14 protein-coding genes are annotated in these 15,833 nt (G+C 34.7%); 1 reads left to right on the forward strand and 13 read right to left on the reverse strand.

What is annotated here, in order from left to right; translation table 11 throughout:
- Window positions 1–58: 58 nt before the first annotated feature.
- The 8 genes from nuoF to aspS form a co-directional block, all read right to left on the reverse strand.
- A complete protein-coding gene (gene nuoF / locus AC4FRF_RS16265; protein ID WP_491161124.1) occupies window positions 59–1,426 on the reverse strand; it encodes an NADH-quinone oxidoreductase subunit NuoF in 1,368 nt (455 codons plus the stop codon).
- 1 nt (window position 1,427) lies between these two features.
- On the reverse strand, window positions 1,428–1,958 hold the full coding sequence (locus AC4FRF_RS16270; protein WP_491161126.1) for a complex I 24 kDa subunit family protein: 531 nt from the start codon (window positions 1,956–1,958) through the stop codon (window positions 1,428–1,430).
- Window positions 1,959–1,961: 3 nt separating this feature from the next.
- The gene (locus AC4FRF_RS16275) at window positions 1,962–3,200 is read right to left on the reverse strand and encodes an NADH-quinone oxidoreductase subunit D (RefSeq protein ID WP_491161128.1); all 1,239 of its coding nucleotides are present in this window, start codon (window positions 3,198–3,200) and stop codon (window positions 1,962–1,964) included.
- 32 nt (window positions 3,201–3,232) lie between these two features.
- Window positions 3,233–3,754, reverse strand: a complete 522-nt coding sequence (locus AC4FRF_RS16280) for an NADH-quinone oxidoreductase subunit C (protein ID WP_491161130.1) — start codon at window positions 3,752–3,754, stop codon at window positions 3,233–3,235.
- Between the two features lies 1 nt (window position 3,755).
- Window positions 3,756–4,304 (reverse strand): NADH-quinone oxidoreductase subunit B, encoded by a 549-nt coding sequence (locus AC4FRF_RS16285; protein WP_491161132.1) that lies wholly within the window; start codon window positions 4,302–4,304, stop codon window positions 3,756–3,758.
- Window positions 4,305–4,402: 98 nt separating this feature from the next.
- Window positions 4,403–4,768 carry an NADH-quinone oxidoreductase subunit A gene (locus AC4FRF_RS16290; RefSeq protein ID WP_491161134.1) on the reverse strand — a complete coding sequence of 122 codons (366 nt, stop codon included), beginning with the start codon at window positions 4,766–4,768 and terminating at the stop codon, window positions 4,403–4,405.
- A 236-nt stretch (window positions 4,769–5,004) separates the two neighbouring features.
- On the reverse strand, window positions 5,005–5,199 hold the full coding sequence (locus tag AC4FRF_RS16295) for a cold-shock protein (RefSeq protein WP_007137066.1): 195 nt from the start codon (window positions 5,197–5,199) through the stop codon (window positions 5,005–5,007).
- Window positions 5,200–5,327: 128 nt separating this feature from the next.
- Window positions 5,328–7,076, reverse strand: a complete 1,749-nt coding sequence (gene aspS, locus AC4FRF_RS16300; protein ID WP_491161141.1) for an aspartate--tRNA ligase — start codon at window positions 7,074–7,076, stop codon at window positions 5,328–5,330.
- A 236-nt stretch (window positions 7,077–7,312) separates the two neighbouring features.
- Here aspS and AC4FRF_RS16305 point away from each other — a divergent pair, with 236 nt between their 5' ends.
- Entirely contained in the window at window positions 7,313–7,660 is a 348-nt protein-coding gene (locus AC4FRF_RS16305; RefSeq protein ID WP_491161143.1) for a toxin-antitoxin system YwqK family antitoxin, read from the forward strand.
- Window positions 7,661–7,721: 61 nt separating this feature from the next.
- Here AC4FRF_RS16305 and AC4FRF_RS16310 read toward each other — a convergent pair whose 3' ends face one another.
- The 5 genes from AC4FRF_RS16310 to AC4FRF_RS16330 all read right to left on the reverse strand — a co-directional run bounded on the left by AC4FRF_RS16310 (window position 7,722) and on the right by AC4FRF_RS16330 (window position 15,769).
- Window positions 7,722–9,284 carry a PepSY-associated TM helix domain-containing protein gene (locus tag AC4FRF_RS16310; RefSeq protein WP_491161145.1) on the reverse strand — a complete coding sequence of 521 codons (1,563 nt, stop codon included), beginning with the start codon at window positions 9,282–9,284 and terminating at the stop codon, window positions 7,722–7,724.
- 2 nt (window positions 9,285–9,286) lie between these two features.
- Window positions 9,287–9,589, reverse strand: a complete 303-nt coding sequence (locus AC4FRF_RS16315) for a hypothetical protein (RefSeq protein ID WP_491161147.1) — start codon at window positions 9,587–9,589, stop codon at window positions 9,287–9,289.
- Between the two features lie 12 nt (window positions 9,590–9,601).
- Window positions 9,602–9,931, reverse strand: coding sequence for a hypothetical protein (locus AC4FRF_RS16320; RefSeq protein ID WP_491161149.1), 330 nt, complete (start codon window positions 9,929–9,931; stop codon window positions 9,602–9,604).
- Window positions 9,932–9,989: 58 nt separating this feature from the next.
- Window positions 9,990–12,428: a TonB-dependent siderophore receptor gene (locus tag AC4FRF_RS16325; RefSeq protein WP_491161151.1), complete on the reverse strand. Its 2,439-nt coding sequence runs from the start codon at window positions 12,426–12,428 to the stop codon at window positions 9,990–9,992.
- A gap of 164 nt (window positions 12,429–12,592) precedes the next feature.
- Window positions 12,593–15,769 carry an efflux RND transporter permease subunit gene (locus tag AC4FRF_RS16330; protein ID WP_491161153.1) on the reverse strand — a complete coding sequence of 1,059 codons (3,177 nt, stop codon included), beginning with the start codon at window positions 15,767–15,769 and terminating at the stop codon, window positions 12,593–12,595.
- Between the last annotated feature and the right edge of the window lie 64 nt (window positions 15,770–15,833).

Consider the following 15,833-nt stretch of genomic DNA (forward strand, 5'->3'; position numbering starts at 1 on the left):
AATATTTAACTCCTTGGGAGTTTTTATTTCTGAAATCAAAAATTGTTAATCTTCAATCTTAAATCATTTCTTTAGAAACCAAATGCTTTACGCTAGAAAAAGGCTCAGCAACAAAGTGATTTCTGTTTTTTATTCTTTCTGGAAAACGTACATGGTATTCAAATTCATCTCTAAAATGACGGATAGCAGCTGCCACTGGCCATGAAGCCGCGTCACCTAAAGGACAAATCGTGTTTCCTTCAATTTTACTTTGAATACTCCATAACAAATCAATATCTTCTTCACGTCCCTGACCGTTTTCAATACGCCATAATACTTTTTCTAACCAGCCTGTTCCTTCACGGCATGGTGTACATTGACCGCAGGATTCATGGTGGTAAAAACGAGAGAAATTCCAAGTATTACGTACTATACAAGCGGTGTCATCATAGACGATAAATCCTCCTGAACCTAACATAGATCCTGTTGCAAACCCACCATCACTCAAGGATTCGTAAGTCATTAAGCGATCTTCACCGTTGGCTGTTTTGAAAATCAAATCGGCTGGTAAAATCGGTACTGATGAACCTCCCGGAACTAAGGCTTTTAGAGGACGACTAGAACTCATTCCACCTAAATATTCGTCAGAATTCATGAATTCATCAACACTTAAACCTAATTCTATCTCGTAAACTCCAGGATTTTTAACATGTCCAGAAGCTGATATTAATTTAGTTCCTGTAGATCTTCCAATACCTATTTTTGCATAATCATCACCAGAATTGTTTACAATCCATGGCACTGCTGCAATCGTTTCTACGTTGTTCACCACTGTTGGATTAGCCCAAAGACCTGAAACAGCAGGGAAAGGTGGCTTAATACGTGGATTCCCTCTTTTACCTTCTAAAGATTCAATTAAAGCGGTTTCTTCTCCGCAAATATAAGCTCCAGCTCCGCAGTGAACGTGTAATTCTAAATCGTAACCTGTTCCTAAAATATTTTTTCCTAACCAACCTGCAGCTTTTGCTTCGGCAATGGCTCTTTCTAATATTTTAAAAACCCACATATACTCTCCGCGAATGTAGATATAAGAACGGTTTGCGCCTAAAGCAAAACTAGAAGTAATCATTCCTTCAATCAATAAGTGAGGAATAAATTCCATCAAATAACGATCTTTGAAAGTTCCCGGCTCTGATTCGTCAGCATTACAAACCAAATGTCTTGGTTTTCCTGATTTTTTATCAATAAAACTCCATTTCATTCCAGCTGGGAAACCTGCTCCACCACGACCTCTAAGTCCTGATTTTTTTACTTCCTCAACCACTTCATCAGGAGTCATTGATTTCATAGCTTTTTCTACAGAAGCATAACCTCCATTTTGGCGGTAAACTTCGTAGGTTTTAATTCCCGGAATGTTGATTTTGTCTAATAATATTTTTTTTGACATCTTATTTATCGTGTAATATTATTTTATTATCTCGGCAATCAGCAATAATCTGATCGATTTTTTCTTTGGTTAAGTGCTCTTTATAGAAATCCCCCAATTGCATCATTGGAGCATAACCACAAGCCCCTAAACATTCTACACCTCTTACTTCAAAAAGTCCGTCAGCAGTAGTTTCGCCAATGCCAACCCCTAGTTTTTCGCAGGTATAATCCATTAAATCTTCGGTTCCTCTTAGGCAGCAGCAGGATGTTTGGCAAAATTCAAACATGTATTTTCCAATAGGTTTTAGGTTGTACATGGTATAGAAAGTAGCTACTTCGTAAACTTCAATAGGTAATATTTCAAGAATTTCAGCAACCTTATCCATTAACTCAATGCTCAGCCAGTTGTCGTGTGCATCTTGTACTTCATGCAAAACAGGCAATAAAGCCGATTTTTTCTTGTCTTCAGGATAATGACTTAGCAATTCATTGATGCGAGTCATCAATGCTTCAGTCATATTTATTTCTTGTTTGTAATGTGTACGTTCCATAATTTATGCGTCTAATTCTCCAGCAATTACATTTAAACTGGATAAAATAACAATGGCATCCGATAATAATGCCCCTTTAATCATTTCTGGATAAGCTTGGTAGTATATAAAACAAGGTCTTCTAAAATGCAATCTGTATGGAGTACGACTACCATCAGTTACTAAGTAGAAACCTAATTCTCCATTTCCTCCTTCTACCGGATGGTAAATTTCAGCAACTGGAACAGGAACTTCACCCATTACAATTTTGAAATGATAGATTAAAGATTCCATATTGTTGTATACATCTTCTTTAGGAGGCAAATAATAGTCAGGAACTTCGGCGTGGTATTCATTTCCTTCTGGCATTTTATCCAATGCTTGACGGATGATACTCAAACTTTCCCAAACTTCGGCATTACGAACACAAAAACGATCGTATGTATCTCCTGATTTTCCTACAGGAACTTGGAAATCAAAATCTTCGTAAGAACTATAAGGTTGTGCAACACGTACATCATAATCAACTCCGGCAGCACGTAAGTTAGGACCTGTAAATCCGTAAGCCATGGCTTTTTCGGCCGAAATTGCACCTACATTTACGGTTCTGTCAATGAAAATTCTGTTTCTTTCAAAAAGGTTTTCAAATTCTTTCCAAGCAACTGGAAACTCTTCTAAAAATGTATTTAATAATTCAAATGCTTTTGGCGACCAGTCTCTTTCAAAACCACCTATTCGTCCCATATTAGTAGTTAAACGAGCACCACAAATTTCTTCATAGATTTCGTAAACTTTTTCTCTAAATTGAAAAACATATAAGAAACCCGAATAAGCCCCCGTATCGACTCCCAAAATAGAATTACAAATCAGGTGATCGGTAATTCTGGCCAATTCCATTACAATAACTCTTAAATACTGAGCGCGTTTAGGCACTTCAATATTTAGTAATTTTTCTAAAGTCATCCACCATCCCATATTGTTGATAGGAGAGGAGCAATAGTTCATACGGTCTGTAAGAGGAGTAATTTGATAGAAAGGACGATTTTCAGCAATTTTTTCAAAAGCTCTGTGGATGTAACCAATAGTTGGTTCGGCATCTAAAATTCGTTCTCCATCCATCAACAGAATATTTTGGAAAATTCCGTGAGTAGCTGGGTGAGTAGGACCTAAATTCAGGATAGAAAGCTCGTTTCCGTCTTCGTTTAGTTGCTCCTTTATTATTTTAGCATAGCGATGCTCTGGTGGTAATAATAGTTCTGACATTTATAGAATGTGAAAAATTATATATTGTTTTTTTAGCAATTGTCTATTGTTCTACCGAAGAAACGGTCGTCTTTATCGGTTCTTCCGCCATCTTCCATTGGGAATTCTTTACGCATCGGGAAAGAAATCATTTCATCCATGTTTAAAATACGTTTCAATTGTGGATGACCAATAAAGTTAAACCCAAAGAAATCGTAAGTTTCTCTTTCCATCCAGTTTGCTGTTAAGAAAATATTTGAAACTGTTTTTATTTCCGGATTTTCACCGTTTAGGAAAGCTTTTATTCTAATGCGTTTGTTTTCGTACCAATTGTGTAAGTGGTAAACCACTGCAAATTGTTTTTCAACAGGATTGTCTGGATAATGAATTCCGCATAAATCAGTTAAGAAATGAAAACGCAATTCAGGATCATTTTTTAAGAATAAAATAATAGCAGTATTGTTGTTAGCATTCATTTCAAAGGAAAAAATATCTCTTTCCTGTTGGAAATTAAAAACATCTCCTGCGAAAGTTGCTACTAGTTTTTCTTGAATAGCTGTGTTTTCTAATGCCATTTTATTTGATATTATAAGAAGCTAATAATTCTTGATACTCTGGCGAACTTCTTCTTCTTACTGATTCTGATTTTACAAGTTCTTGCAATTTCATTACACCATCTACAATTTGTTCTGGTCTTGGAGGGCAACCTGGCACATAAACATCTACTGGAATTACTTTGTCTATTCCCTGAAGAACAGAGTATGTGTCAAAAATTCCACCTGAAGAAGCACAGGCACCTACTGCAATTACCCATCTAGGTTCTGACATTTGTTCGTAAACTTGACGTAAAATAGGAGCCATTTTTTTAGAAATAGTACCCATTACCATCAACATATCAGCTTGTCGGGGAGAGAAACTCACACGCTCAGAACCAAAACGTGCTAAGTCATAATGAGAGGCCATAGTAGCCATAAATTCAATACCACAACAAGAAGTTGCAAAAGGTAATGGCCAAAGTGAATTGGCACGAGCCAATCCTACTACGTCATTTAGTTTTGTAGCAAAAAAGCCTTCTCCTACAACACCTTCTGGAGGGGCAACCATATTTACATTTGAATCACTCATTTTATAAAAGTTATGAGTTATGAGTTATGAGTTCATAACTTACATTTAAAAATATTTTTAATTTCAAAACCTTCTTTTACCCTTTAGGGGTTAGGGGTTTATTCCCATTGCAAAGCTTTCTTTTTGATGATGTAGAAAAAACCAACTAAAAGCAAAGCCATGAATACAATCATTTTTATCATTCCTTCCATTCCAAGTTCTTTAAAATTAATAGCCCATGGATAAAGGAAAATTACTTCAACATCAAACAAAACAAACAAAATGGCAACAAGGAAATATTTTACGGAGAAAGGAATACGAGCATTTCCTACTGATTCAATTCCACATTCAAAGTTTTTATCTTTTGAAGCCGATTTTCTTTTGGGACCTAATTTTCCCGAAATGATGATAGTAGCTACAACAAAACCGATTGCAAGTAAGGCTTGCATAAGAATCGGAAGGTAATTGAATTGTCCTGATTGCATGATAATGAAATTTGTGCTAAAATAAGTCACAAAGATATGCTTCAATGTTATAAATCACAAGTAGTGAATGTAAAATCGTATTGGTTTTGAAGGGGTTTTTTAGTAGTTTTTAATGATTATAAATAAGGTTTTCTGTGTTTCTTAAAAAAAACTAAAAATTTAACTTTTAATTATAAAAAAAACGTCCCAATATTATTGGGACGTTTTAAGCATTCGTAACAAAAAAAATATTTTGTTTAGATTACTGCAACTTTAGCAGCAACTTTTCCTTTTCTTCCTTCTTCTTCTTCGTAGCTAACTCTGTCACCTTCGCGTAATTCTTCCGCGTTGATTCCTGAAGCGTGAACAAAAATGTCTTTTCCTGTTTCTTCGTCTGTAATGAATCCGTAACCTTTTGATTCATTGAAAAATTTAACTGTACCTGTACGCATTGTAATAGTAATAATAATTTATAATAAGGCAAATGTAATGTTTAATTACATACGAAAATGATTAATATCAAAATTTTTCATAAAATAATTGATATTCAGTCTATTCAGTGCGTTTCGAAAGGTATTTACTATAAATCTAATTGAATGTGTAATTCCTGTAATTGCATGCTGTCAATAGCTGATGGAGCGTCAATCATTACGTCTCTTCCTGAGTTGTTTTTAGGGAAAGCAATAAAATCTCTAATGGTTTCTTGTCCTCCTAAAATAGCCACTAATCGGTCTAATCCAAAAGCTAATCCTCCATGTGGTGGTGCTCCAAATTGGAATGCATCCATCAGGAATCCAAATTGAGCTTTAGCTTCTTCTTCAGAGAAACCTAAATATTTAAACATCAATTGTTGCGTAGCTTTATCGTGAATACGAATTGAACCACCTCCAATTTCGTTTCCGTTTAAAACCATGTCATAAGCATTAGCACGAACATCGCCAGGATTTGTTTCTAATAAGGCTATGTCTTCTGGTTTTGGAGAAGTAAATGGGTGGTGCATAGCGTGGTAACGACCACTTTCTTCGTCAAATTCTAATAATGGGAAATCAACAACCCAAAGTGGTGCAAAAACATCTGGATTACGCAATCCTAAACGAGTAGCTAATTCCATTCTTAGAGCACTTAATTGTGCTCTGGTTTTGTTAGCTGGTCCTGAAAGTACAAAAATCATATCTCCAGCTTTTGCACCAGTAACTTTTGCCCAATTTCCTAAATCTTCCTGGTCATAGAATTTATCTACAGATGATTTAAAGCTTCCATCTTCATTGCATTTTGCATACACCATTCCTGATGCACCTACTTGAGGACGTTTTACCCAGTCAATCAAAGCATCAATTTCTTTTCTAGTGTAATTTCCAGCTCCTGGAACAGCAATTCCTACAACTAATTCCGCAGCATTGAAAACTGGGAATTCTTTGTGTTGTGCAAATTCGTTTAACTCACCGAATTCCATTCCAAAACGGATATCTGGTTTATCGTTTCCATAAGTTTTCATCGCGTGATCGTAAGTCATACGAGGGAATTTGTCCACTTCAACTCCTTTTAATTCTTTAAGTAAATGACGCGTTAAACCTTCAAAAATATTTAAAATGTCTTCTTGTTCTACAAATGCCATTTCACAATCGATTTGTGTAAACTCAGGTTGACGGTCGGCCCGCAAATCTTCGTCACGGAAACATTTCACAATCTGGAAATATTTGTCCATTCCGCCTACCATCAGTAATTGCTTGAAGGTTTGTGGCGATTGAGGTAAAGCGTAGAATTGTCCTTCATTCATGCGAGAAGGCACCACAAAATCACGAGCTCCTTCAGGCGTCGATTTGATTAAATAAGGTGTTTCGACTTCGCAGAAATCCAAATCAGATAGATATTTACGCACTTCCATCGCTACTTTGTGACGGAATAATAAACTGTTTTTTACCGGATTTCTTCTAATATCAAGATAACGGTATTTCATTCGGATGTCTTCGCCACCATCTGTTTCGTCTTCTATAGTGAAAGGAGGTGTTAAAGCGCTGTTTAGAATGTTTAACTCAGAAACTAAAATTTCGATTTCACCCGTTGGGATGTTTTTGTTTTTGGCTTCACGTTCAATAACAGTTCCTTTTACTTGAATTACAAATTCTCTTCCTAGGGTTTTTGCTAATTCAAATACTGTTTTATTAGTACGACTTTCGTCAAAAATTAATTGTGTTATTCCATAACGGTCTCTTAAATCTACCCAATTCATGAATCCTTTATCACGTGATTTTTGAACCCAACCCGCAAGTGTTACTTCGGTGTTTATATGTGAGGCGTTTAACTCGCCACAGTTATGACTTCTGTACATTATCGAAAAATTTAATTAATTGGTTTATAAGTCTAAAAAAAGACTCGGCTGCAAATTTAGAACTAATTATGAACAATGAATTGAGAAAAATTGATTTTTTGCTTCCTGTTGAAAATAGTGTTTTTAATTTCCAATGTTAAGTTTTTACCCAATGTTACTAAATTGTTACCAAATTGTTTTTTAAATGTAAATTAATATGTAATTTTGATAAAAGAAACCACTTAAAATTTTACATAATGAAAAAATATATAGTTATCTCAGCAGTTTTAATCACAGGGATGATTTTTGCTCAAACACCAAAACCACAATTAGAAGCCGTAGGAAGCAAAGTAAAAGTGACTTATTTTTATGAAAATGGTCAAGTACAGCAAGAAGGATTCTATAAAAACGGAAAATTGGATGGAAAATGGGTTTCCTATGATCAAGACGGAAATAAATTAGCTATTGCAGAGTACAAAAAAGGAGAGAAAGTAGGGAAATGGTTCCACTGGAATCAATCTTCTTTAAGTGAAGTGGATTATTCTAATAATAAAATTGCCTCTGTGAAAAATTGGAAAAAAGAAGCAGTAGTTAATATTGATTAAATTTACAATTGTTAATTAAGAAAAAGGCTTTCCTAAGTAATTTAGGAAAGCCTTTTTTGATTTATTTAATTTGTAATGCTGCATTTTGTCTTCTTTTTAATTTAAAACTAGCATATAATGTAATACACGAAAGGAGAATCCAAAATACATCTATAAAAAACAATTGAAATAGATTATTACTGTAACTGTTCCAAAACCAATTTCCAGTAGTGATTCCGTTAGAAATTGGAATTAAAAACCCTAAAATACTTCCTGAAAAAAGACAAAAACGATTGGTAAAACCATTGTCTTTTTTTACAATGAAAAAAATACTGAGTAAAAGCCAACTTATAAAATAAACAGCATATAGATTATCCTGTCCTAATGGATAAAAAACTTTGGCAATTATAAAGGTGAAAGCTGTAACGGGAAACATGCTTAAGCAAATGGCTAAGTAAAAACGAACTACTCTTTCATTAAAACGTCTTTTTTTCTCAGGAATGTTTTTCTTGTCTCTTGCAACAAGCCAGATCATAACTCCCGAAATGATTACAAAACAGGATAATATTCCTAACACAAAACTGATGATTTTTAATCCATAACCACCATAATCACCAAAATGGATGCGATATAAAATGTTTTTTACATAATCCAAATACTTGTTTTGGGTATAGGGATCTTTCTTAGCAATTACTTTATTAGAAGCAACTTGGTACACAACTTTTCCTATTCCTGTAAATTTTTTGCCATAATCTAATTTGCCTTCAACAATTAGATGCATGTTTTTATCACCATAATTCTGAATCTCAATTTTTGTAATGTCAAAATTTTTCCAGTTTTTCTTAGTTGCATCAACCATATTGTTGATATTAAAGGATGCGTTTGATTTTTCATTTTTAAATGGAAAGTCGGGACTTGTGTATTCTAATTCTTGATACATTTTGGCTTGATCACCTCGGTAAAGCAATTGAACACTTGGTGCAACAAGGAGCAATTTAATCATAAAAAAAGCGCCCGTAACAGCATATACAAATTGAAAAGGTAAACCGAGTATTCCTAATGAAGTGTGGGCATCAGTCCACCAAGTTTTTAGCTTTTCTTTTGGTCTAAAAACATAAAAATTAGAAACTATTTTTTTCCAATGTAATAATACCCCTGTTACAATAGCGAACAAAAAGAATAAAGCAATGAACCCAGAAAGATAATAGCCAACAGGGTAAGGAATTTGTGCTAAAAAGTGAAGACGATAAATGAATTCCCCCAAATTATAGGATTCAACATAAGTTGTGGTTGTGTAAGTGGCATTATTCAGGTAAAGAAATTGTTGTTCTTTTGCTTTTGTAGAGGCTAAGCTGTCTTTAGAAGCTTCTAAAAAAACAGCTACACTATTCTCATTATGAGGTTGTGAAATAGTTATTTTTCTTCCGTTTAAATCGTAAATACTGTCAAGTACATGCAAGGCTTGGTTGTAATTTAGTTGTATTTCTTTAGAAGAACTAGCAGATTCTCCTCGTTCCCAACTGGCGATGTCATCTCTAAAAAATGAAAATGAACCAGCAAAAAAGATAATAAACAAGCCTACGCTAATGACAATACCACTTATGGTATGCGTGTGAAAAAAGATATTGTAATTTCTATTGCTCATGATTATTGTGCTGTGGTATTATAGGTTTGTCCTAAGAGCATTATTCCTAAAAAGAGCAGACTCAAAGCTAAATAAATCAACCAGATTTTCCAACCGTTCTTAGCTAAGAAGGCAACTACCATTAAAGCTACCCAAAGGATAAAGCCACTAAAAGCCATTGTAATTATTACATTGGCTTTGTGAAACCAGCTCGCTAAAGCCAAATGAAAATTTATAGATACTAAATACCCGCCTAAAATTGCAGCTGTTATTTTGGCAAAACGTTGTGTTTTGGATTGTGTTAAATATTTTGGATTTGCAGGCATAGATTGATGCGTTTATAAATAGTATTCGAAAAAAACAGCGAGGAAAAATATTCCTAAAATCAATTTGTAATTAATGACTTTTAATGGTGCTAAAATCACAACGAGTCCTCCTATAGTCATAAGTTGAATTATAAATAGTAGGCTAGTAGCTCCTAAGGATTTGGTTGTGCTCAAACAGCTATAGGCAAAGAGAAAAATTCCTAATCCAATGTATTTAGAAAGTTTTGTATTTTGTTGAATCCAGCTTTCTATTAATAAATCATTGGATAATGTTGCTTTTTTAGAAGTGTTGTACAAAACATAAAAACCTATAAAAATACTTAGGCTGACAAATGAAATCATAAATATTGGATGTAAGAAACAGCTTTCTTGTTCTTAAGAAAGCTGTTTTTAGTTTGTATTATAATCTATAGGTAAAGCTTGCGGCTATTGTTCTTGGCTCTTTAGGATGAATGGTTGACCATCCATCATAAATTTCGGCATTTGTAATATTGTTTACTTTTAGATTAATATTAAATTTTTCAGCATTGTAAAATAAGGAACCATTTATTTCAGTGTATTCTGGAATGGTAAATGTTCCAGAGGTAGCTCTATTCATGATTTTGTTATCGCCAACATAATTTCCTCCAAAACCTAATCCAAATCCTCTAAAGATTCCTTTAGTAAATTTATAACTAGCCCATAGATTAGCTAAATTATAAGCTCCTGCACTTTCAGGACGGAAACCTACAAAATCTGGGTCGCCTTGCGTTAAGCTAGCATCGTTGTAACTGTATCCTAAAACAATATTTAAACCATTTATTGGGTTGGCAACAAATTCAGCTTCGAAACCTTTGTTTCTTTGACCTCCATTTTGGAAATATTGTACATCAGTGGCATTAGGTTTTATGCTGTAAACCTTGTCCGTAACCTTAATGTCGTAATAACTTAAAGTAGCGTATAATTTATCTGAAAATAGATTCAATTTGGTTCCTGCTTCAATTTGATTAGCATGTTCAGGATTAAAAACCCTTGGAGTTCTTGTGGTTCCAGTAACATCTTCTGAAGGTGCTACATTTGAAAACCCATCCATATAATTGGCAAAAATGGAAACCTTATCAATAACAGGTTGGTAAACTATTCCAAATTTTGGTGAAAAAGCAGTTTGATTATAAGCACCATTATCGGCATTCATAAAACGGTCCACGCGTACACTAGCCATTGCTGATAATTCTGGTAAGATGTTGATTACGTTAGATACATAAGCGCTATAAACTTCTTGTTTGGTGTTGTTATTGTTCCTTGGGCTATCGCCAATGATTGCTTCCGCTCCAGCTTTTGTTAAGTCACCACTATCTCCATTTGTTGTAGTGCCCACAGTTGTATTAAAAGAATCCAAATCATTACCAATATAGATATAACCGTTGCCAAAATATCCTGTCCCATGGTCAGAAGTAGTTCTTTTAAAATAATCTAAACCTGCAACAATGCGGTTTCTTAGGTTTCCAATTTTAAAATCTCCAATAAAGTTTTGTTGAATATCCGTAGTGATATCTTGACTATCTAGTTCTGTAAAATAACGGGCTAAAACAATTCCTTCGGTTATAGAAGGGAAAAATTGTGTCCCTTCATATAAATAAGAATAATACCCTTTTGATTTTGCTGAACTATTTGAAAATACTGTTTGCGAAGTCCATTGGTCAGACAGTTTGTAATTCATCTGTGCTTGGATGTTGTATGAAGGTGTTTTGATGGTTAGTTCATTGCTGGTGTACGAACGATTGTTGTCATAATTTAATTCGTCAATGTTATGAACTCTTAAGGCGGTTCCTCTATCCAGAAACAACATAGTAGGGTTTGTTGTTTCATTATTCATAAATTCAGTGTTGATTAGAAAAGACAGACGATCATTTACCTCATAAGATATAGAAGGAGCTATAAAAAACGACTCTTTAAATCCGGCATCTTGAAAACTATTTTGTTTGTTATAAGCCGAGTTTACTCTAAAATTGATGTTTTTTTGCTCATTTAAAGGGGTATTCAGGTCTACAGTCACTCTGTTTAATCCATAACTTCCAACAGTATAATTGACTTCACCACCAAAAGTTTTATAGGGTCTTTTAGTAGTAGTATTAATTAGGCCTCCATAAGATATTAAGCTACTTCCAAATAATGTTCCCGACGGTCCTTTAATAACTTCAATTCGGTCTATGTTTGCGGGGTCTAAGCTTCCATTAGTTAAACCAGGTAATCCATTTACAATTGTAGATTGAACTGCAAAACCTCTAAGGGAGTAATATGCAGCTCCATCGCCACCACGACCTGTTGAAGCCCATAAAGGCGTGATTCCAGGAACATTTTTTAAAGCATCATCAAATGTCGTGACTACTTGTTCTTTTAATAATTCACTTGTTACCGTGGTGTATACTTGTGGGTTTTCAAGATTTTTAAGAGGTAATCTGGAAACTTGTATGTTCTCTTTTCTGGCAAAATGGTTTTTTTTACCACTATTAATTACTACTTCAGTTAGTTCTTCTGAATCGGTATTGATTGTTGCATTTTGTGTTAGTTCTTGTCCATCTGTTAGATTGATTTTTAATTCCTTTGTAAAATAACCTATGGCTGATATTTTTAAAGTATAATATCCTGCCTTAACATTTTTTATTTTATAATTTCCTTTAGCATCTGTTACTGTTCCTAATCGTGTTCCTTTTAAGATTACAGAAATATTTTCTGGTGTTTGATTATCGTTTAAAGTGATTTGTCCTTTGATGCTTCCTTTTTCTTGCGCATGTATTGTATTTGAAACTAGCAAGATTAAGAAGGAGTACAAAAGGGGTAGAATAAATTTCGCCTTCATTTTTATTTAGATTAATTATTAATAGTACAAAAGTAAAGGCTGTAAATTTAAGAAACAAATTATTTTTATTTATTCTAAATAAAATAAATTATAAAAGAGATGTTTTAACAAAAAAAGCCTGTACGTTTGATTGTACAGGCTTTTTAAAATTCTAAAATTGAAAATTACATATTGTGTTTTGGGTTAAAACCATCTTCACTTAACTCTTGGTGCACGTAATCGGCAACCATTTCAGCTTCATAATCGATTTTTTCTCCTTTAGAGAATTTATGGATAATTTTTTCCATGATTTCATAAATCACTGGTACGATAATCAAGGTCAAGAATAATGACGAGATTAATCCACCAATAATTACCCATGCCAAACCGTTTTTCCATTCGGCTCCGGCTCCTGAAGCTAGGGCAATAGGAAGCATACCAAATACCATCGCAATAGTGGTCATCAAAATAGGACGTAAACGGGCATGATTAGCTTGGATTAATGCTGTTCGGATACTTTCGCCAGCTGCTCTTCGCTGATTCGTATAATCTACAAGCATAATTGCATTTTTACAAACTAATCCAATCAACATGATGATTCCTAAAATGGTAAAAATGTTCAGAGAATTATTCGTTAAAGCTAAGGCCAGCATCGCTCCAATGAACGATAACGGAATAGCAAATAATACCACAAATGGGTGAACAAAACTGTCATACAAACCTACCATTACCAGATAAACCAAAATGATAGCTGCTAATAAGGCTACTCCAAGAGTACCAAAACCTTCACTTTGGTTTTCCTGATCTCCACCCCAGATATAACTAACTCCGGTAGGCTTGTCAAGTTTTTGTAATTTTTCCTCCCATTGTTGCACGATAGTTCCTGACGGTACACCAATATTTTGTCCTTGTACCGTAACCGAAGCAGTTTTGTCTCTACGTTCCAATTTACTTGGCCCTGAACCTTCCGTAATTGTTGCGAATTGAGATAGTTTAATTTGTTGTCCCAAATCATTGATGAAAATCAAATTACTTACGTCGTCAATGTTTTTGCGGTCAAAAGCATTGTATTTAATATTGATGTCGTATTCGTATTCACCTGCTCTGAACTTGCCATCGGTATTTCCGCTGTAGGCTGTTTGCATGGTCATCCCCACAGTTTGCAGGTTCAATCCTAATGCTGCCATTTTATCACGGTCAACCTGAACGTTGATTTCTGGGTTTCCATCTTCCACAGTTAATTTAATTTCTGTAGTTCCAGGGATTTTGCGTAATTCAGCTTCGGCTAATTTGGCAAATTTCATAGCACTTTCTACATTTGGACCTGTTACAATCAAACCTAATTTAGCATCCTCTGCAGTTCCCATAATTCCTACAGGAACGGTTTTAACTTTAGCACCTACCAATACTTTTTCCAATTGGCGTTTCATTTTGGCAGCATATACTGAAGCATCATCGGTACGCTCTGATTGTTCAATCATTTTCACGTCAATCTCTGCTTTGTAAGCGGTAGCTTGTGTCGCTCCCATACCTTCAGAAGTTTGTCCAACAGTAGTTATTTGACTGTGAACATACTTTTGATTTTTCAAATAAGCTTCTGCTTTTTGAGTCATGAAATTGGTTTGTTCCAAAGAGGCATCTTTTGGCATTTCAATTTGTACCAAGAATTCACCACTATCCGAAGAGGCAAAGAATTCCCCTCCAATGAAACCACCTCCCATTAATCCAACGGTAGAAGCGAAAAACAACACCACTACAACAAGAATTGTTTTGATATAATGATCCAAACACCATTCTAAGATTTCAGTCACCCAATGAGTGAAACGGCTTAGCATGCTTTCGAAACCAAGAATAATTCTTCCAAAAAGATTTTTACCTTCAATATGCTCTAATTTTCCAAAACGGGATGATAACCAAGGAATAATTGTAAACGAAGCCAAAAGAGATAATAAGGTCGAAATTACTACCGTAGTACAGAATTGCGTAATGATATTAGAAACTAATCCCGTACTCATCGCAATAGGTAAAAATACCACCACAATTACTAAGGTAATTGAGGTTACCGTTCCGCCAATTTCGGCAGTTCCGTCAAAGGCAGCGCGAATACGGCCTTTACCCATTTCCATATGCCTGTATATATTTTCCAATACCACAATGGCGTCATCCACCAGAATACCTACAACAAGAGACAAACCTAATAAACTCATTAAGTTTAAGGTATATCCCATCAGATAAATACCAATAAAAGTAGCGATTAGGGAAGCCGGGATAGAAACCATTACAATTAATGAGTTTCTAACACTGTGAAGGAAGAACAGCATTACTAATGCTACCAGAATTACAGCAATTAATAAATCGTGAATTACTGAATCGGCTGCTTCAAGAGTGAATATGGTTGTATCCTTAGCAGTTTCTAGTTTCAATTCATTGACCTCATAGTCTTTTGTTAATTTAGCTACGGTTTGTGCTACCTGCTCACTTACAGCCACCGCATTAGCATCAGATTGCTTAATGATTTGCAAAAGAATGGCACTTTTTTGATCTACACGGGCAATTTTTTCAGCAATTTTTTGAGAGTCCTGTACATCAGCAATATCCTGTAAACGAATTTGAACACCATCTTTAGAAGAGACAACTAAATTTCTTAGTTCGTTTACACTTTTATATTTTCCTGCCAGACGAATAAGAATTTTTTGTTCGCGGGTTTGAATATTTCCTGTTGGGAAATCCAAGTTGGAAGCTAAAATGATTTGCTGTACCTGAGGGATTGATAAACCATAGCCCTGCATTTTAGTGGCATCCAGATTGACCTGAATTTCTCTTTCCTGACCACCAATGATGTTAACTTGAGCAACACCCTGAACACGGGATAAAACAGGTGCAATTTTTTTGTCAATTAAATCATAAAAAGAGGCCTCATCCATTTTGGCATTGGCCGCAATAGAAATAATAGGCATGTCACTTAAAGAGAATTTGTTTAACGAAGGCGTTTTAGCGTCGTCAGGTAAGTCACTTAAAACGGCATTGATTTTTCGTTGTGCATCGTTCATCGAAATATCAACATTAGCGGTAGAAGTCAAGGTGATGGAAACCACCGAAAGACTTTCATACGACTTAGAGTCAATTTTTTTGATGTTTTCTAAGGATGCTACTGCATCTTCAATTTTTTTAGTAACCGTGTTTTCTATTTCACTAGGAGAGGCTCCAGGATATACTGTAGAAACAGTAATTACATTCATCTCGAATTTCGGTATCAGTTCGTAGCCCAGTTGGCTGTAACTGAATAGTCCTCCTAGAGTAAGTATGGTAAACAATACGATTACCAAGGAGGGACGTTTGATGGATATTTCTGCTAATTTCATATATTTCTTTTATTTCATTAAGTTTTTAGTTATTAGTCCTTGGTTGCTGCTTAGTTAGGTTAAT

The sequence above is a fragment of the Flavobacterium sp. ST-158 genome, from assembly GCF_058309975.1.